Source organism: Streptomyces sp. NPDC050528 (genome assembly GCF_044457795.1).
Lineage (GTDB): Bacteria > Actinomycetota > Actinomycetes > Streptomycetales > Streptomycetaceae > Streptomyces.
The window spans coordinates 20011-34115 of sequence record NZ_JBITHH010000020.1; the positions used below are offsets into that span (position 1 = coordinate 20011).

Genomic DNA, 14105 nt, shown 5'->3' on the forward strand with positions numbered 1-14105 from the left:
ATAGTGGCTGGAGGAGTCATGAGCAGCAGCGACACCCGCAAGCCCGTGCATCTCGCCGTGTACGACACCCTCGCCGACTGGGAGACGGGCCATACGACCGCGCACCTGGCCCGCGCCGGGTACGGGATCCGGACGGTCGGGCCGACCCGTGGGCCGGTGGTGAGCATCGGCGGTCTGCGCATCGCGCCGGACCTGGCGCTGGCGGACGTACGGCCGGAGGACAGCTCGCTGCTGATCCTCCCGGGCGCGGATCTGTGGGACACGGGGGACGATCTCGCTCCCTTCGCCCGTACGGCACGGGAGTTCCTCGACGCCGGTGTTCCCGTCGCCGCGATCTGCGGGGCGACCGCCGGGCTCGCGCGCGAGGGGCTGCTGGACGACCGGGACCACACCGGCGCGGTCTCCTTCTATCTGGCGGCGACCGGGTACGGCGGCGGCGAACGGTACGTCGACGCGGACGCGGTGACCGACGGGAATCTGGTCACCGCCGGTCCCACCGAGCCGGTCGCCTTCGCGCGGGAGGTGCTCCGGCTGCTCGGGGTGTACGAGGGTGAGGTGCTCGACGCGTGGTACCGCCTGTTCCACGACTCGGACGCGGAGGCGTACGGCGTCCTCCAGAAGGCCGGCGCGCTGTGAGCCGTGAACGCCGTGAACGCCAGGAACTGCTCAGCCGCAGCGCCCTCGGGGTCTTCCGGCTGAACGGCCAATTCCTCGCGGTGGCCGAGGAGTTGGCGCGCCCCGCCGGTCTCACGGCCGCCTGGTGGCAGGTACTGGGCGCGGTCCTCACCGAGCCGCTCCCGGTCTCCGGGATCGCCCGCGCGATGGGCATCACCCGTCAGAGCGTCCAGCGCATCGCCGACCTGCTGGTGGAACGGGGGCTGGCCGAGTACCGGGCGAACCCCGCCCACCGACGGGCGAAGCTGCTGGCGCCTACGGGGGAGGGGCGGGCGGCGATCGAGCGGGTGAGCCCGGGACACGCGATGTACGCGGACCGGTTGGTGGAGGCGTTCGGTGAGGCGCGGCTCGCGGAGGCGGTGGGGGTGCTGGAGGAGTTGTCGGCGGTACTGGACGAACTCGGTCCGCCCGGTGACCAGGACGGCTTGGCCGTTACGGAACCGTAGACACCTCACCATCCGTCCCGTCGATTCCCCGCACTATTCTCGGGCTGTTCCCGGTCTGTCGCGGAGCACCAGCGCGCGACTGGGGTGTGACCGGGGAATTCAGGGGAGGCGGCGCGGTCGTGGAGAAACTGGGGGCGGGCGATCCGCAGCGGATCGGGGCGTACCGGCTGTTGGCCCGGCTGGGTGCCGGTGGCATGGGGCATGTGTATCTGGCCCGGTCGGACCGGGGTCGTACCGTCGCCGTGAAACTCGTGCGCGAAGATCTCGCCGCGCAGGAGGAGTTCCGGGCCCGGTTCCGGCAGGAGGTGCGGGCCGCGCGTCGGGTCGGCGGGCACTGGACGGCACCCGTGCTGGACGCGGACACCGAGGCCGAGGTGCCGTGGGTGGCCACCGGGTACGTCGCCGGGCCCAGCCTGCAACAGGTCGTCGGGCGCGATCACGGCGCACTGCCCGAGCGCTCGGTACGGATCCTCGCGGCCGGGCTCGCGCACGCGCTCCAGGACATCCACGCCGCCGGCATCGTCCACCGCGACCTCAAGCCGTCCAACGTGCTGGTGACCATCGACGGCCCCCGCGTCATCGACTTCGGCATAGCGCGGGCCCTGGAGACCCAGGCCGGCGACGGACTCACCCGCACCGGTTCGCTGGTCGGCTCGCCCGGTTTCATGGCACCGGAACAGGTGCGGGGCGACCGCATCACCCCGGCCTGCGACGTCTTCTGCCTCGGTTCCGTCCTCGCCTACGCCGCGACCGGCACCCTCCCCTTCGGCACCGCCAACAGCGGCGTCCACGCCCTGATGTTCCGCATCGCCCAGGAGGAACCCGACCTGTCGGGCGTCCCCGAGGGCATCGCCGACCTCGTCCGCGACTGCCTCCGCAAGGACCCGGCCACCCGCCCCACCCTGAACCGCATCCTCGACCGCACGGGCGCCGAGGACACGGTCTCGGGGGGCCGGTCCCGGGACCCGTGGCTGCCGGGCGCGCTGGTCGCCCAACTCGGCCGCCACGCCGTGCAGTTGCTGGACACGGAGGACCCGGAGACGACGGATCTGGAACGGGTGGATCTGGAACGGGTGGATCTGGAGAAGGCCACGCTGGAGCAAGGTGGGCCGGAGACGAAGGGCCCTGACCCGGAACGAGGGGACCCGGAGGCGGGCGCCTCGGCGACGGAGGGTTCGACGGAGGGTTCCATTGAGGGCTTGGCATCCCAGGGCCGCCCGGACACGGTGACCCCGGAGACAGCTCAGGGGGCCGCGCCCGCTCCGGCCGCCAGTCCTACGCCCGCTGCTGCTCCCGGTTCTGCTGCCGACGCCGCCGCTCCCACCCCTCCCGCCGCCCCTCCCGTAGCCGTAGGAGAGCCGGACCTCTTGCGTAAGACTCCCGCCGCCTCCGAGGCCTCGCCCGAGCATGCCCCCGCCTCCGACGACTCCTCGCCGACACCACCCGCAGCGGCGCCCGGCGCGGCGCAGGGCGAGCACTCCCCGACCGTGGTCGCCGACCCGGCCGGGGCCACCCGGACACCGCCGCCCCCACAGCCCCCGCACCCGGCCTACGGCTACCCGCAGCAGCACCCCCAGCCCTCCGCCGCGTACGCCGACCCGCAGCAGCCCGCTCAGCATGCCCAGCCCGCCGACCCCTACGGGTACCCCCAGCCCCCGTCCCGCCAACTCCTCGGCTGGGGCGGCCAGGTGCCGTACAACCCGTACCCCCACAACGGCGGCCTCGGCGCGACCCCGCCCTACGGTCCGGGGCCGGTCGGGGCCGTTCCGATGTACGGGGAGCCCCAGCCGCCGCGCAGGAACGGCAGGTCGACCGCGCTGCTCGTCCTGGTCGCGCTGGTCGTCGCGCTGGGGGCGGGCGGCTCGGTGTACGCGTTGATGAAGGACGGGAGCAACAGCGGCCGTACGAAGGCGGGTTCGGGAGGTCAGGCCACCAGCGCCGCGCCCACGACCCCGGGGCCGACCGCGACCACAGGGAAACCGTCGCCGTCCGCCACACCGACCAGCGACGGTTCCGTACCCAGCGGATACCTCGGCACCTGGAACGCGTCCATCGACAACGCCACGGGCCACAACACCCGCCAACTCACCATCCGGCAGGGGAAGGTGGGGTCGCCCGTGCTGACCCTCGTAGCGAACGGCCCTGGCTACCACTGCGAGTTCACCGCCGACCTCGCCCAAGAGCCGGGTGGTGAGAGCCCGTTGGCGATCGGCGCGTCCACCGTCACCTCCGGGAAGCCGCTGTCGTCCTGCAACCCGGGTTCCGCCACCGAGATCACCCTGCTGTCGGACACCACGCTGGAGCGCGTGAACACCAGCAACGGGGAGAAGCTGACGTACACGAAGGCAGGCTGAACCCGCTTCCCGGTTCCCTCGCCAACTCCCCTCACGTCAAGGCCAGTTGAACGTCACCCGAACTTCGGCCAGGACCCCCTGCGTGTTTTCCGGTGCCGCTCGTACCGTGACCCCACGATCCGGCTGGGGAGCGGGGGCCCGCAGTGGAGTGGCTACAGCGAACTCACCCTCGCCTCCGGCCCCACCTTGGACCGGCTCACCTGGGCTCCGGTGGCCGCTGTCTCGGCATGTTCGGCCGGCTGCCGCCGCCACCAGGCCCGCCCGGTCCGCCCGGTCCCGGCGGCTGCGGGAACCTGCCCTGCACGACGGTTCCCTCCTGCCGGCTGCCGGGGACCACCGCGGACTGGATGCCCAGCGGCCCCGCCCCGGTCCGGAACTCCACCATCCAGTCGGCGGTCTCCACCCGGACCAGTTCCGTCACGTCCTCGGAGAAGCGCCGCAGCACCCCCAGACACCGGTCCGCGGCCTCGCTCGCGGTGCCCTCCGCGGGTCCCAGGAACTCCCGGACGCCCTCGGACGCCCAGTCGAACTGGAGTGCCTGGAGACGCCGCTGCACGGCCTGCGCCGTAGCGACGTCCCTCATCCAGCCGGAGGTCATCCCGAAGAACCGGTCCCCGGCCACGCACGCGGCCCCCAGCAACAGCGCCAGATAGCCCCAGGCGACCAGCCCGTCCGCCACCCCGGTGAGGTCCAGCAGGGGCAGCGCGGCGCCCGCCAGCGCGCCCAGCGCGGCGCCCGCGCGCAGCATCCGCGCCCCGCGCCGCTTCCACACCCGGCCGGTGAGATAGCCGTCCGCCGTCTCCAGCGCCTCGCGCTCGACCCACCGGTACAGCTCGTCCAGCCGGGCCGTCGGCTCGCCCCAGTCCCCGAGCGGAAACGTCCGCCCGGCCAGATCGCCACCTTCGGGCTGAATCTCGGGCTGACCCACCCGGCACTCCCTTACGTCGTGTGACACCTGATGCTGATGTGCCGGACCCTTCCTACCGCCCAATGGGTGGCGAAGGATCTGGTTTCACCTCTTTTCCGCCCGGAAGTGGGTCTTGATCAGGTATAGGACACGGTGAAGACTCACTCGAAAGAGTGCTGAAGCGATGACTGCCCGGACCACGTAGGCTCGTGCCGAGCGGGCGGAACCGCGCCCATACAGCCGTATCCAAGACCGACAGCCGTACGAAACCAGGAGCTGATCGTGATTCCCGGTGGTGGCCAGCCCAATATGCAGCAGCTGCTGCAGCAGGCCCAGAAGATGCAGCAGGACCTGGCGGCCGCGCAGGAGGAGCTGGCGCGGACCGAGGTCGACGGACAGGCGGGCGGCGGGCTGGTCAAGGCCACCGTCACCGGCGCCGGCGAGCTGCGCGCGCTGAAGATCGACCCGAAGGCCGTCGACCCCGAGGACACCGAGACCCTCGCGGACCTGATCGTCGCGGCGGTCCAGGCGGCCAACGAGAACGCGCAGACCCTCCAGCAGCAGAAGCTCGGCCCGCTCGCGCAAGGACTGGGCGGCGGCAGCGGTATCCCGGGTCTGCCTTTCTAAGACAGGCCGCGGCCAACTACGGTACGTACGTGTCACGCGTACCGCATGACTCCACGGAAGGGCAGGCAGTCCGTTGTACGAAGGCGTGGTCCAGGACCTCATCGACGAATTGGGGCGACTCCCCGGCGTCGGTCCCAAGAGCGCGCAGCGGATCGCCTTCCACATCCTCCAGGCGGAGCCGACGGACGTACGGCGGCTCGCGCAGTGCCTGATGGAGGTCAAGGCGAAGGTCCGCTTCTGCGCGACCTGCGGAAACGTCGCGCAGGAAGAACTGTGCGGCATCTGCCGCGACCCGCGCCGCGACCTCTCGGTGATCTGCGTTGTGGAGGAGCCGAAGGACGTAGTGGCGGTGGAACGCACCCGCGAGTTCCGGGGCAAGTACCACGTCCTCGGCGGAGCGATCAGCCCGATCGAAGGTGTCGGACCCGACGACCTGCGTATACGAGAACTTCTCGCGCGGTTGGCCGACGGTACGGTCACGGAACTGATCCTTGCCACGGACCCCAATCTGGAAGGCGAGGCCACGGCCACGTACCTCGCCCGCATGATCAAGCCCATGGGCCTCAAGGTCACCCGCCTGGCCAGCGGCCTCCCGGTGGGCGGCGACCTGGAATACGCGGACGAGGTGACCCTCGGCCGCGCCTTCGAGGGGAGACGACTCCTAGATGTCTGACGCCACGCTGCATGCCACTGCGCAGGACCCGGACGACTTCGCGGTCCAGATCGCGGACCAGGTCGAGAGCTTCCTGGTGGCCGTGTCGGAGGTAGCGAAGGGTGAGGACCCCGACTCGGCGGTCCCCTTCCTCCTCCTGGAGGTGTCCCAACTCCTCCTGGCGGGCGGCCGGTTGGGCGCGCACGAGGACATCGTCCCCGACGAGCGCTACGAGCCCGACCTGGGCCCGGAGCCGGACGTGGACGAGATCCGCGAGCGCCTCGCGGCGATGCTGGAGCCGATCGACGTGTACTCGGAGGTCTTCGACCCCTACGAGCCGCGCAAGGCCCCGGTACCGGCCCGCATCTCCGACGACCTCGCCGACGTCATCACCGACCTCCGCCACGGCATGGCCCACTACCGCGCCGGCCGCACCACGGAAGCCCTGTGGTGGTGGCAGTTCTCCTACTTCTCCAACTGGGGCTCCACCGCCTCGGCCTCCCTCCGCGCCCTCCAGTCCCTGGTCGCCCACGTCCGCCTCAACCAGCCCCTCCCGGAACTGGACGGCCTGGACACGGACGTGAGCATGGGCGACGAGACGCTGGAGTTCGAGGCGGGCGCGGTGATGGCGGAGGAGATCGCGGGTCCGCTGGGGATCAGGCCGGTGAAGTAGCCAATTACCGGTGAAGTAGTCAATTAGCGGTCTTTTCAAGCAGGTTGTGGGGCGCGGCGAGTACGCTGCGCCCCACATGCGTGCACGGGGATGTGCGGGTACGGGGACGAGGGGGACGCCCGATGGCCGATGAGGTGTGGATGGGGTTGGCCGAGGCGATCGGGGCGATCCGCGCGGAGCTTCAGCAGGCGGCGCGGGACGGAGCGGGGCAGGAGATCCAGTTCCGGACGGGGCCGGTGGAGGTCGAGTTCGCCGTGGACATGAAGATGGACGGGGAGGCCCGGGCGAAGGTCTTGGTGCTCCCGTTCAGCGCGGAGGCGAAGGCCTCACGGTCGAAGGGCACGACGAGCCGCGTGAAGCTCACGCTCCAGCCGGTCGATGCCGAGGGCGAGGACCGGCGTATCGCGGACGACTCCGGGGAACGCCCCAAGTAACGGGGAGCGCGGGGGTGTTGGCCTGTGGCTGTGGACGTGCGGCGGGTCGTGGAGATCTGGAATCCGGTCGGGAAGTGTTCGGGGACCGGGTATCTGGTCGGGGATCAGCTTGTTCTTACGGCGCTTCACAATGTGCTGGGCTGTGGGGACTTGGAGGTCAGGGATCTCGGCGACGACTCCAAATGGCTTGCGGCGGAAGTGTTGTGGCCGCAGGCGGAGCCACCCGATCTGGAGCGGGAGCCTCAGGCGGACGGGGCGTTGGTCAGGATCACGGATCCGGGGTGGGTGCGGCCGGCCGGTGTTGAACCTGTCCGCTGGGGGCGGATCGACGGCGGCCCGGTCGTAGCGGACGAGGGGCGGCTTGAGTGCGTCGCAGTGGGCTTCCCCCGGTCCGAGGTGCGGGACGGTATCCGGGACACGAAGGAGATCCGCGGCCACATCGAAAGGCTTACGGGGCTCAAGTCGGGTGGGCTGATCACGGCGTACGTCGACGGGGTCGCCGTTCCTGGCAAGAGGGACGAGAAGTCGGCGTGGGCGGGGGCTTCCGGGGCGGCGCTCTTCGTTAAGGGGCGGCTCGTCGGGGTTGTGACGACCGATCGGCGGCGGGATTACGACGGGGATCAGCTGACGGCGGTGTCGGTGGTGGGGTTGGCGGCGCGGCCCGGATTTGTGGCGGCGGTGGGGGAGTTGGTTCCGGAGGACGTTGCGGCTGCGGACCGGGAGGGGCCGTCGCGTAGGGCAACGGTGTACGACGTCGAAGTCCCGCCGGGATTGAACAACCTGCCGGAACTGCCGTCGCCGATTTTCGTCGGCAGGGTGGAGGCGATGGCCGAGCTGGAGCGGGCGCTTTCGGGGGAGTCGCAGACGATTACGCAGACGGTGCACGGGCTTGGGGGCGTCGGGAAGACGACTCTTGCTCTGCACTACGCGCATGATCATGCGGGGGCGTATCGGCTGGTGTGGTGGATCCGCTCGGACACCCCTGAGCTGATCGAGGCGGGTTTCGCGGCGCTGACCGTGCGGCTGCGGGGCGAGGAGGCGTCCGATCTCACCACTACGCAGGCCGCCGAGTGGGCTGTCGGGTGGTTGCAGACGCATCCCGGGTGGCTGCTGGTCTTCGACAACGCGGAGAAGCCGGGTGATGTGCATGCCTGGACGGGCCAACTACGGGCTTCCGGGCGTCATTTGATCACGAGCCGGTACAAGCGGGGGTGGGTGTGCGAGCCGATCTCGTTGCGTGTGCTGGATCAGGACGCTTCGCTGGCCCTGCTGTCAGGCCTCGTCGGGGGCGGTGAGGAAGACGAGGCCCGTGCGCTGGCGGAGGAACTTGGTCATCTGCCGCTCGCTCTGGAACAGGCCGGCGCCTTCATCGCGCAGAGGGAGGTCTCGATCGCGGCGTACCGGGCCATGCTGGAGCAGTATCCGGCGCGTGCGGCGGCTGCGGCACCGGGCGGCTTTGACCCTGCACGGACGGTCGCCCGGATCTGGCGCATCACGCTGGACGCGCTTGAGGAGCAGGATCCCAGGGCGGTGGAGATCTTGCGGATCGCGGCGTGGTACGCCCCGACCGGCATTCCGCGATCTCTGTTCCAGTCGCTCGCCGAGGATCCGATCGACCTCGCACAGCTCCTGGGTCTGTTGGCCGACTACAACATGATCACGCTCGACCGGGCAGGGGTCGGCATCCACCGCCTGGTCCGGATGGTGGCCCGCACACCGTCGGCGGACGATCTGCATCGTGATCAGGCGCGCATCCTGGCTGCGCGTGAACGGGCCACGGAGCTGATGCTTGACGAGCTTCCGCGCGACCCCCGTGCAAACGTTGCGGGCTGGCCGACGTGGAGAGCCCTGCTTCCCCATACCGAGGCCATCCTCGATGCAAGCGATCCGGGTGAGGACACGGCTGAGATTGCTGTGATCGTCATTCTGACGGGACAGTTCCTCCAGGAGCAAGGGCAGTTGAGCCAGGCAACCGACTGCTTTGTTCGCTCTCTGGCAGCGGCTACTCGGCTCTTCGGTGAGGATGATCCGAGCACGCTGGTTTCGCGGAACAACCTGGCTGGCGCATATGAGGCGTCGGGGGATGTGGTGCGGGCGGTTCCGTTGTATGAGCGGACGTTGAAGGATTGTGTGCGAGTGTTTGGTGAGGATCACCCGGACACGTTGGCTTCGCGGAACAACCTGGCTGGCGCATATGAGGCGTCGGGGGATGTGGTGCGGGCGGTTCCGTTGTTTGAGCGGACGTTGAAGGATTGTGTGCGGGTGTTTGGTGAGGATCACCCGGACACGTTGCTTTCGCGGAACAACCTGGCTTGCGCGTATCGGGCGCCGGGGGATGTGGCGCGGGCGGTTCCGTTGTTTGAGCGGACGTTGGAGGATCGTGTGCGGGTGTTGGGTGAGGATCACCCGGACACGTTGCTTTCGCGGAACAACCTGGCTGGCGCGTATCGGGTGTCGGGGGATCTGGTGCGGGCGGTTCCGTTGTTTGAGCGGACGTTGGAGGATTCTGTGCGGGTGTTGGGTGAGGATCACCCGAACACGCTGACGTCGCGGAACAACCTGGCTTACGCCTATCAGGTGTTGGGGGATATGGCGCGGGCGATCCCGCTCTACGAACAGGCACTTGCCGGCTGTCTTCGTGTACTGGGCGAGGACCACCCGACAACAAAGACCGTCCGCGCGAATCTCTCCACAGCGCGCGCCCAACAGCCCCGACCTACGCCCCCACCAGCTCCAGCACCGCCCCCAACCGCCCCGCCTCCACAAACGGCGCCGTAACCGTAGGCTCGCTGTACCACCGCAACGGCCACGTGTTCCCGTAGAGCGCCGGAATCCCGATGTACGTGACGGTACGAGCGCCCCGGCCGCCGAACTGCTGCACACCCAAAGGCCAGTTGTGCCGGCGCACTTCCCCCGGCGCCAGAAGGAAGTACATCCACCGGAACCCGGCGGCCTCGCAGACTACGGGCCCCGCATCCCCGTCGGCGGACTCGATGAGACGCGTGGCGACCCGTTCTCCCCGTACGCCTTCGATGCGTACGGCGTCGAAGTGGACGCCGGTGAGGCGGAGTTGGTGGCCGGACGCGGGGATCCAGTCCGGTAGGTGAATTGATTCGGTCATGGTCACACGGTGGCGTTTGCGAAGCTACGCTCGGTAGTGACTGAGGTGATACACGCCGGGGTGTATCGGTCGGAGGTGGGTGCTGTGTCGGGCCAGTCCAACGCCAACTCCCTGCCGCCGCCTGCGGCCTGGCGGTACAGCGGCAACCAGCTGAAGCGGTGGCGCACGAAGGCCAATGTGAGCCGGGAGCAGCTGGCCGCCGCCTCCAACTACTCTCCGGACACCATCAAGTCCATGGAGCAGGGCGTACGGATGCCGACGCCGCGCGTGCTCGATGTCGCCGACGGGATGTGCGGGGCCGACGGGATGCTCAGCGCGGCGACGGGCTACTTGCAGCGGGAGAAGTTTCCGGCGCGGTTGCAGGAGTACGTGGAGCGGGAGAAGGAAGCGATCAGTCGCTGGTCGTATGACGCCACGTACATCCCAGGGCTGTTGCAGACGAAGGAGTACACGCGGGCGCTGATCGAGAACAGATATCCACCTCTGGATGAGGAGACGGTCGAGGAGCGGATCACGGGCCGGATGGAGCGGCAGGCAATCCTCACCGAACGGAAGCCGCCGGTGGCTCTGAGCTTCACCATTTACGAGGCCGCGCTACGTAGTCCACTGGTGGACTCGGCTCAACTGCACCACCTGTTGCAGGTGTCCCGCCTGCGAAACGTCGTGATCCAGGTGCTCCCTTTCGGACAGGCCATCCCTGCGGCATTGTTGGGGCCCATGGTGCTGCTGGAGACCCACGACCACGAGCGATTCGCCTATGCGGAGGGCCAGTTGGGGAGTCAGTTGACGGCTGATCCGGACATTGTCAGCCGTACGACTGAGCGGCTTAGCATGATCAGGGCAGAGGCTCTCAGCCCCGCAGAGTCGGCCCGTTTCATCGAGCGGATGGTGGATCAGTAGTGAACGACCAGCTGATGTGGTTCAAGTCGAGCTACAGCGATGACGAAGGCGGCGAGTGCGTCGAAGTAGCGTTCGCCACAACGATCCAAGTTCGTGACTCCAAGGTCCCCTCGGGTCCCGAACTCGCCCTCCCCGCCCCCGCCTGGACGGCGTTCCTCTCCGGAGTCTCCGCAGCTCACCCCGGAGCTTGAGCCCCGGGATCCGAGCTCTTTTCTTGGGTTCTGGGCTGGGTAAAAACAACCCAACCAACCAGGCCCGTACGCGAGTTGAGGGGGGTTTAACCCGAACGGGTGACGTTCGGTGATCAGCTTGCGCTGCAACGTAAAGCCACTCTAGGTTCACGGCAAACAAGCAAATAGATCGGCCCCGGTAGGTGTTGGTAGCACCAGATCCGGGGCCTAGACCTACGAATCGAAGAGAGTCGATCGTGGCTTACGCCCAGCCTAGCCCTGCCCTGCCGTCCCCGTCGCACCCCATGGCCAATACGGGCTACGGAAAACACGCCACGGGTGACGAAGAACCGTACGCCGACCCGGACTTCGCACATCTGCTCCCGCGAGACGCCGAGATCGCCGTCTTCATCGACCACCTCGACAACGGCCACGCCATGGGCCACAAGGTGATCGCGGCCGAGCACCCCCGTTACGGCCAGCAGGCCTGCCGTACGTCTCTCAAGAGTCTCACCGAGGCCGGCCACCTGCGCTGGATCAAGGAACACATCACCGTCGAGGACAACTCGATGCGGTGGGTCACGCGGACGTACTGGTCGCGTACGCCCAGGTCGGCGCAGTGGTGGGCGGAGTTCGCGCGCGAGCGCCACGGCAGGGACGTAACGCGTGACTACCAGCCGGGCCTGGCACGGACGGAAGACCCGACCCCGACCTCGACCCCTGCGCCGGAGAGCCAGAGCGAGACCGAGACCGAGACCAAGACCGACGGGACACCGGCAACGGACCCGACCCCCGAGCCCAGCGCCGCGTACCGCGCACTCGCCCAACTCCGCGCCACAGCCCCCCGCATGTCCCTCTCCGAAGCCGAGTGCCGAGCCCTCGAACCCCTCGCCGCCGAGTGGCTGACGCGAGGCGCCACCCCGGCCGGCATGGCCCGCGCGCTGACCGACGGACTGCCACCCACCGTCACGAACCCGGGCGGACTCGCCCGCACCCGATTGGAGACGAAGATGCCCCCGAAGAAGAACGACGCCGCCGAGACCCGCCCCCTCCGCGCCCGTGTGACCCGCGTGCTCATGGCCTGCGCCACCTGCGACGCCGACGAGCGAACGGCGAAGATCATCAACGGCATCTGCGAGGAATGCCGCGCGGAGCCGGACCTGAGCGAGGAGGAGGTCAAGAAGGGCTTCGAGGAGATCGCCTACCTGGGAACCACGACGGCCCGCCTCCTGAAGCAGAAGCTGGAACGCCGTACGGGCGGACCCGTACCCGACACGTTCCGCCCCGTGCCGATCGAGGACCGCGTCCACTACCACTACCGCGACAACCGCGACCGCATCGCGAACGGCCTCCCGCCGAGGCGGTGGAACCCGTGACGGCCGAGAAGCGGCACGGAGGAGAGGGCGGCGTTGTATGAGCGTGCAGGACGTGCCGGTCGGGGCACTATGGAGTCGAGGAGGCGACGCCATGACCCCCAGGACCGAGCAGCAGCCCCAGATGTCCGTCGAGGAATTCGAGCAGCTGGAACGCCATGCCCCCGAGACCGTGCGGCTGGAGTTCATCAAGGGGAAGGTCCAGGTCAAGCCCGTGCCGGACGGCAACCACACGGAGATCTACATGTGGCTACTGGAGCGGTGCATGCAACTGCGTCCCGACCTCCGGCTCTATCCGGAGCGAGGCCTCAAGACCGAGGCCTACCGCAAGGGACGCGCTCGCGCGGACGCGATCCTGATGCCCAAGGGCGGCCTCAAGGGGCATGGGGAGTGGTCCGAGGCCGGGGGAGTGCTGATGGCCGTGGAGGTCACGTCGTACGACTCCGACACGAATCAGCGCGACCGGGTCGAGAAGCCCGACGGGTACGCGGCCGCAGGCATCCCCGTCTACCTCCTCATCGACCGTGACGACTGCTCGGTCGTCGTGTTCAACCAGCCGGAGGACGGCCGTTACCGACACGAGGAGAAGCTCCCCTTCGGCGCGACGATCAAGATCCCGGACCCCGTGAACATCACCCTGGACACCGAGCCCCTCAAGGAGTTCGCCGACTGATCACAACCCCCAAACCCCCTTCCCCACCGCCGTAACCCCACCCGCCAACGCCAACGACAACACCAGCACCCGCGCCCGGGGTTCAGCTATCCGCCCCGCCAACCCCCGCCCGATCACCCCGCCCACCACCATCGCGGCGACAACGGCGACCCACTGCGGTGTACGCAAGCTCGGCACTCCGTTCGCCGCGACCGAGAACGCGTTGACGACAACCCCGTAGAACTGCGCGTTGGGGACGAACTCCCGTACCGTCCACCCCGCGTTGACCGCATACAGGGAGATCGGCGGCCCGCCCACCCCCGCCGCCGCGTTCATGAAACCGCCCGCCGCGCCCGCCGCCACCGCCCCCTTCGTGCCGCGTAGCGCCGCGACCCGGGCGCCGCGCATCACCAGCAGCACGGCGACCGTCACCAAGCCGCCCATCACCAACAGGAGGACAGGCGGGGGGAGTTGGCGGGTCATCCAGGCGCCCGCCGGTACCGTGCACACCGCCGCCGCGCACAGCGGGACCATCGCGCGGGCCCGTACCTGGCGCCAGCCGCCCGCGAGGCCTACGACGCTGATCGCGCCGGCGGCGCAGTTGGCGAGGACGACGCCCTGGGCGGGGCCGAGGAGCAGGACCAGGGCCGGGACGGCGACCAGGGCGAAGCCCATGCCGGTGAGCCACTGCACGGAGGAGCCGAGCAGAACGATCGCGGCCAGCAGTATGTCCCCCGTCATGGAGCAACATCATTCCTGCCGAGGGTGTAGCCCGCTACACCCCCACTTCGGGACCGCACTCCCTCGTCCCGGACCTGCGGAAACGGGATCGTTGAACACGTCAGCCGGTGAACGAGCCATCGGCCCCGAGATCCCAAGGATGCCCGTCATGAAGAACCTCCTCTCCTCCAAGCCCGTCCTCTGGTTCCTCTTCCTCTTCAACCTCGCCGTCGCCGCCATCGCACCCTTCGTGGTCGACGGAACGCAGGGCGTGATGACCGCCGTCGGCATGGGCGTCGTATCGCTGGGCGCCGGGGTCAGCCTCGTCCGGGACCGTGGTCAGGCGGCCACAGCCCGTTAATTGGGCCAGCCCTTCCTCACCCCTGTACGTCCGCTGCACG

Annotated in this window: 16 protein-coding genes; 13 read left to right on the forward strand and 3 right to left on the reverse strand. The window is 69.1% G+C overall.

Annotated elements, in window-relative coordinates; all coding sequences use genetic code 11:
• Nucleotides 1-18: 18 nt before the first annotated feature.
• The 3 genes from ACIBK4_RS46150 (at nt 19) to ACIBK4_RS46160 (ending at nt 3475) form a co-directional block, all read left to right on the forward strand.
• Nucleotides 19-636: a type 1 glutamine amidotransferase family protein gene (locus ACIBK4_RS46150; RefSeq protein WP_399005433.1), complete on the forward strand. Its 618-nt coding sequence runs from the start codon at nt 19-21 to the stop codon at nt 634-636.
• A complete protein-coding gene (locus ACIBK4_RS46155; protein ID WP_399005435.1) occupies nt 633-1121 on the forward strand; it encodes a MarR family winged helix-turn-helix transcriptional regulator in 489 nt (162 codons plus the stop codon). The genes ACIBK4_RS46150 and ACIBK4_RS46155 overlap by 4 nt, the downstream gene beginning before the upstream one ends.
• Nucleotides 1122-1240: 119 nt before the next feature.
• Nucleotides 1241-3475 (forward strand): protein kinase, encoded by a 2235-nt coding sequence (locus ACIBK4_RS46160; RefSeq protein ID WP_399005437.1) that lies wholly within the window; start codon nt 1241-1243, stop codon nt 3473-3475.
• Between the two features lie 196 nt (nt 3476-3671).
• On the opposite strand, the gene ACIBK4_RS46165 is transcribed toward ACIBK4_RS46160, so the two are convergent.
• Nucleotides 3672-4403 (reverse strand): SLATT domain-containing protein, encoded by a 732-nt coding sequence (locus ACIBK4_RS46165; protein ID WP_399005439.1) that lies wholly within the window; start codon nt 4401-4403, stop codon nt 3672-3674.
• Between the two features lie 261 nt (nt 4404-4664).
• Between ACIBK4_RS46165 and ACIBK4_RS46170 the strand changes: the two genes are divergently transcribed.
• The 5 genes from ACIBK4_RS46170 (at nt 4665) to ACIBK4_RS46190 (ending at nt 9546) form a co-directional block, all read left to right on the forward strand.
• Nucleotides 4665-5009, forward strand: coding sequence for a YbaB/EbfC family nucleoid-associated protein (locus ACIBK4_RS46170; RefSeq protein WP_078652697.1), 345 nt, complete (start codon nt 4665-4667; stop codon nt 5007-5009).
• A 73-nt stretch (nt 5010-5082) separates the two neighbouring features.
• Complete coding sequence (gene recR, locus ACIBK4_RS46175; protein WP_019070339.1) at nt 5083-5682, forward strand: recombination mediator RecR; 600 nt, start codon at nt 5083-5085, stop codon at nt 5680-5682.
• Nucleotides 5675-6334 carry a DUF5063 domain-containing protein gene (locus tag ACIBK4_RS46180; protein ID WP_399005442.1) on the forward strand — a complete coding sequence of 220 codons (660 nt, stop codon included), beginning with the start codon at nt 5675-5677 and terminating at the stop codon, nt 6332-6334. Before recR ends, ACIBK4_RS46180 begins: the two co-directional genes overlap by 8 nt.
• Before the next feature lie 122 nt (nt 6335-6456).
• Nucleotides 6457-6768 (forward strand): trypco2 family protein, encoded by a 312-nt coding sequence (locus tag ACIBK4_RS46185; protein ID WP_399005444.1) that lies wholly within the window; start codon nt 6457-6459, stop codon nt 6766-6768.
• Between the two features lie 24 nt (nt 6769-6792).
• Entirely contained in the window at nt 6793-9546 is a 2754-nt protein-coding gene (locus ACIBK4_RS46190; protein WP_399005446.1) for a tetratricopeptide repeat protein, read from the forward strand.
• Here ACIBK4_RS46190 and ACIBK4_RS46195 read toward each other — a convergent pair.
• The gene (locus ACIBK4_RS46195) at nt 9485-9895 is read right to left on the reverse strand and encodes a hypothetical protein (protein WP_399005448.1); all 411 of its coding nucleotides are present in this window, start codon (nt 9893-9895) and stop codon (nt 9485-9487) included. The two genes, ACIBK4_RS46190 and ACIBK4_RS46195, sit on opposite strands and share 62 nt — an antisense overlap.
• 78 nt (nt 9896-9973) lie before the next feature.
• Here ACIBK4_RS46195 and ACIBK4_RS46200 point away from each other — a divergent pair, with 78 nt between their 5' ends.
• From ACIBK4_RS46200 to ACIBK4_RS46215, 4 genes are all read left to right on the forward strand, one after another.
• The gene (locus ACIBK4_RS46200) at nt 9974-10789 is read left to right on the forward strand and encodes a helix-turn-helix domain-containing protein (RefSeq protein ID WP_399005450.1); all 816 of its coding nucleotides are present in this window, start codon (nt 9974-9976) and stop codon (nt 10787-10789) included.
• Entirely contained in the window at nt 10789-10980 is a 192-nt protein-coding gene (locus ACIBK4_RS46205; RefSeq protein WP_399005452.1) for a DUF397 domain-containing protein, read from the forward strand. The genes ACIBK4_RS46200 and ACIBK4_RS46205 overlap by 1 nt, the downstream gene beginning before the upstream one ends.
• A 284-nt stretch (nt 10981-11264) precedes the next feature.
• The gene (locus tag ACIBK4_RS46210; protein WP_399005454.1) at nt 11265-12335 is read left to right on the forward strand and encodes a hypothetical protein; all 1071 of its coding nucleotides are present in this window, start codon (nt 11265-11267) and stop codon (nt 12333-12335) included.
• A 91-nt stretch (nt 12336-12426) separates the two neighbouring features.
• The gene (locus ACIBK4_RS46215; RefSeq protein WP_399005456.1) at nt 12427-13005 is read left to right on the forward strand and encodes a Uma2 family endonuclease; all 579 of its coding nucleotides are present in this window, start codon (nt 12427-12429) and stop codon (nt 13003-13005) included.
• Here the strand turns inward: ACIBK4_RS46215 and ACIBK4_RS46220 are convergent, their stop codons facing one another.
• Nucleotides 13006-13725, reverse strand: coding sequence for a TSUP family transporter (locus ACIBK4_RS46220; protein ID WP_399005458.1), 720 nt, complete (start codon nt 13723-13725; stop codon nt 13006-13008).
• A gap of 148 nt (nt 13726-13873) precedes the next feature.
• On the opposite strand from ACIBK4_RS46220, the gene ACIBK4_RS46225 reads away from it, so the two are divergent.
• Entirely contained in the window at nt 13874-14065 is a 192-nt protein-coding gene (locus ACIBK4_RS46225) for a hypothetical protein (protein WP_366435604.1), read from the forward strand.
• Nucleotides 14066-14105 lie beyond the last annotated feature (40 nt).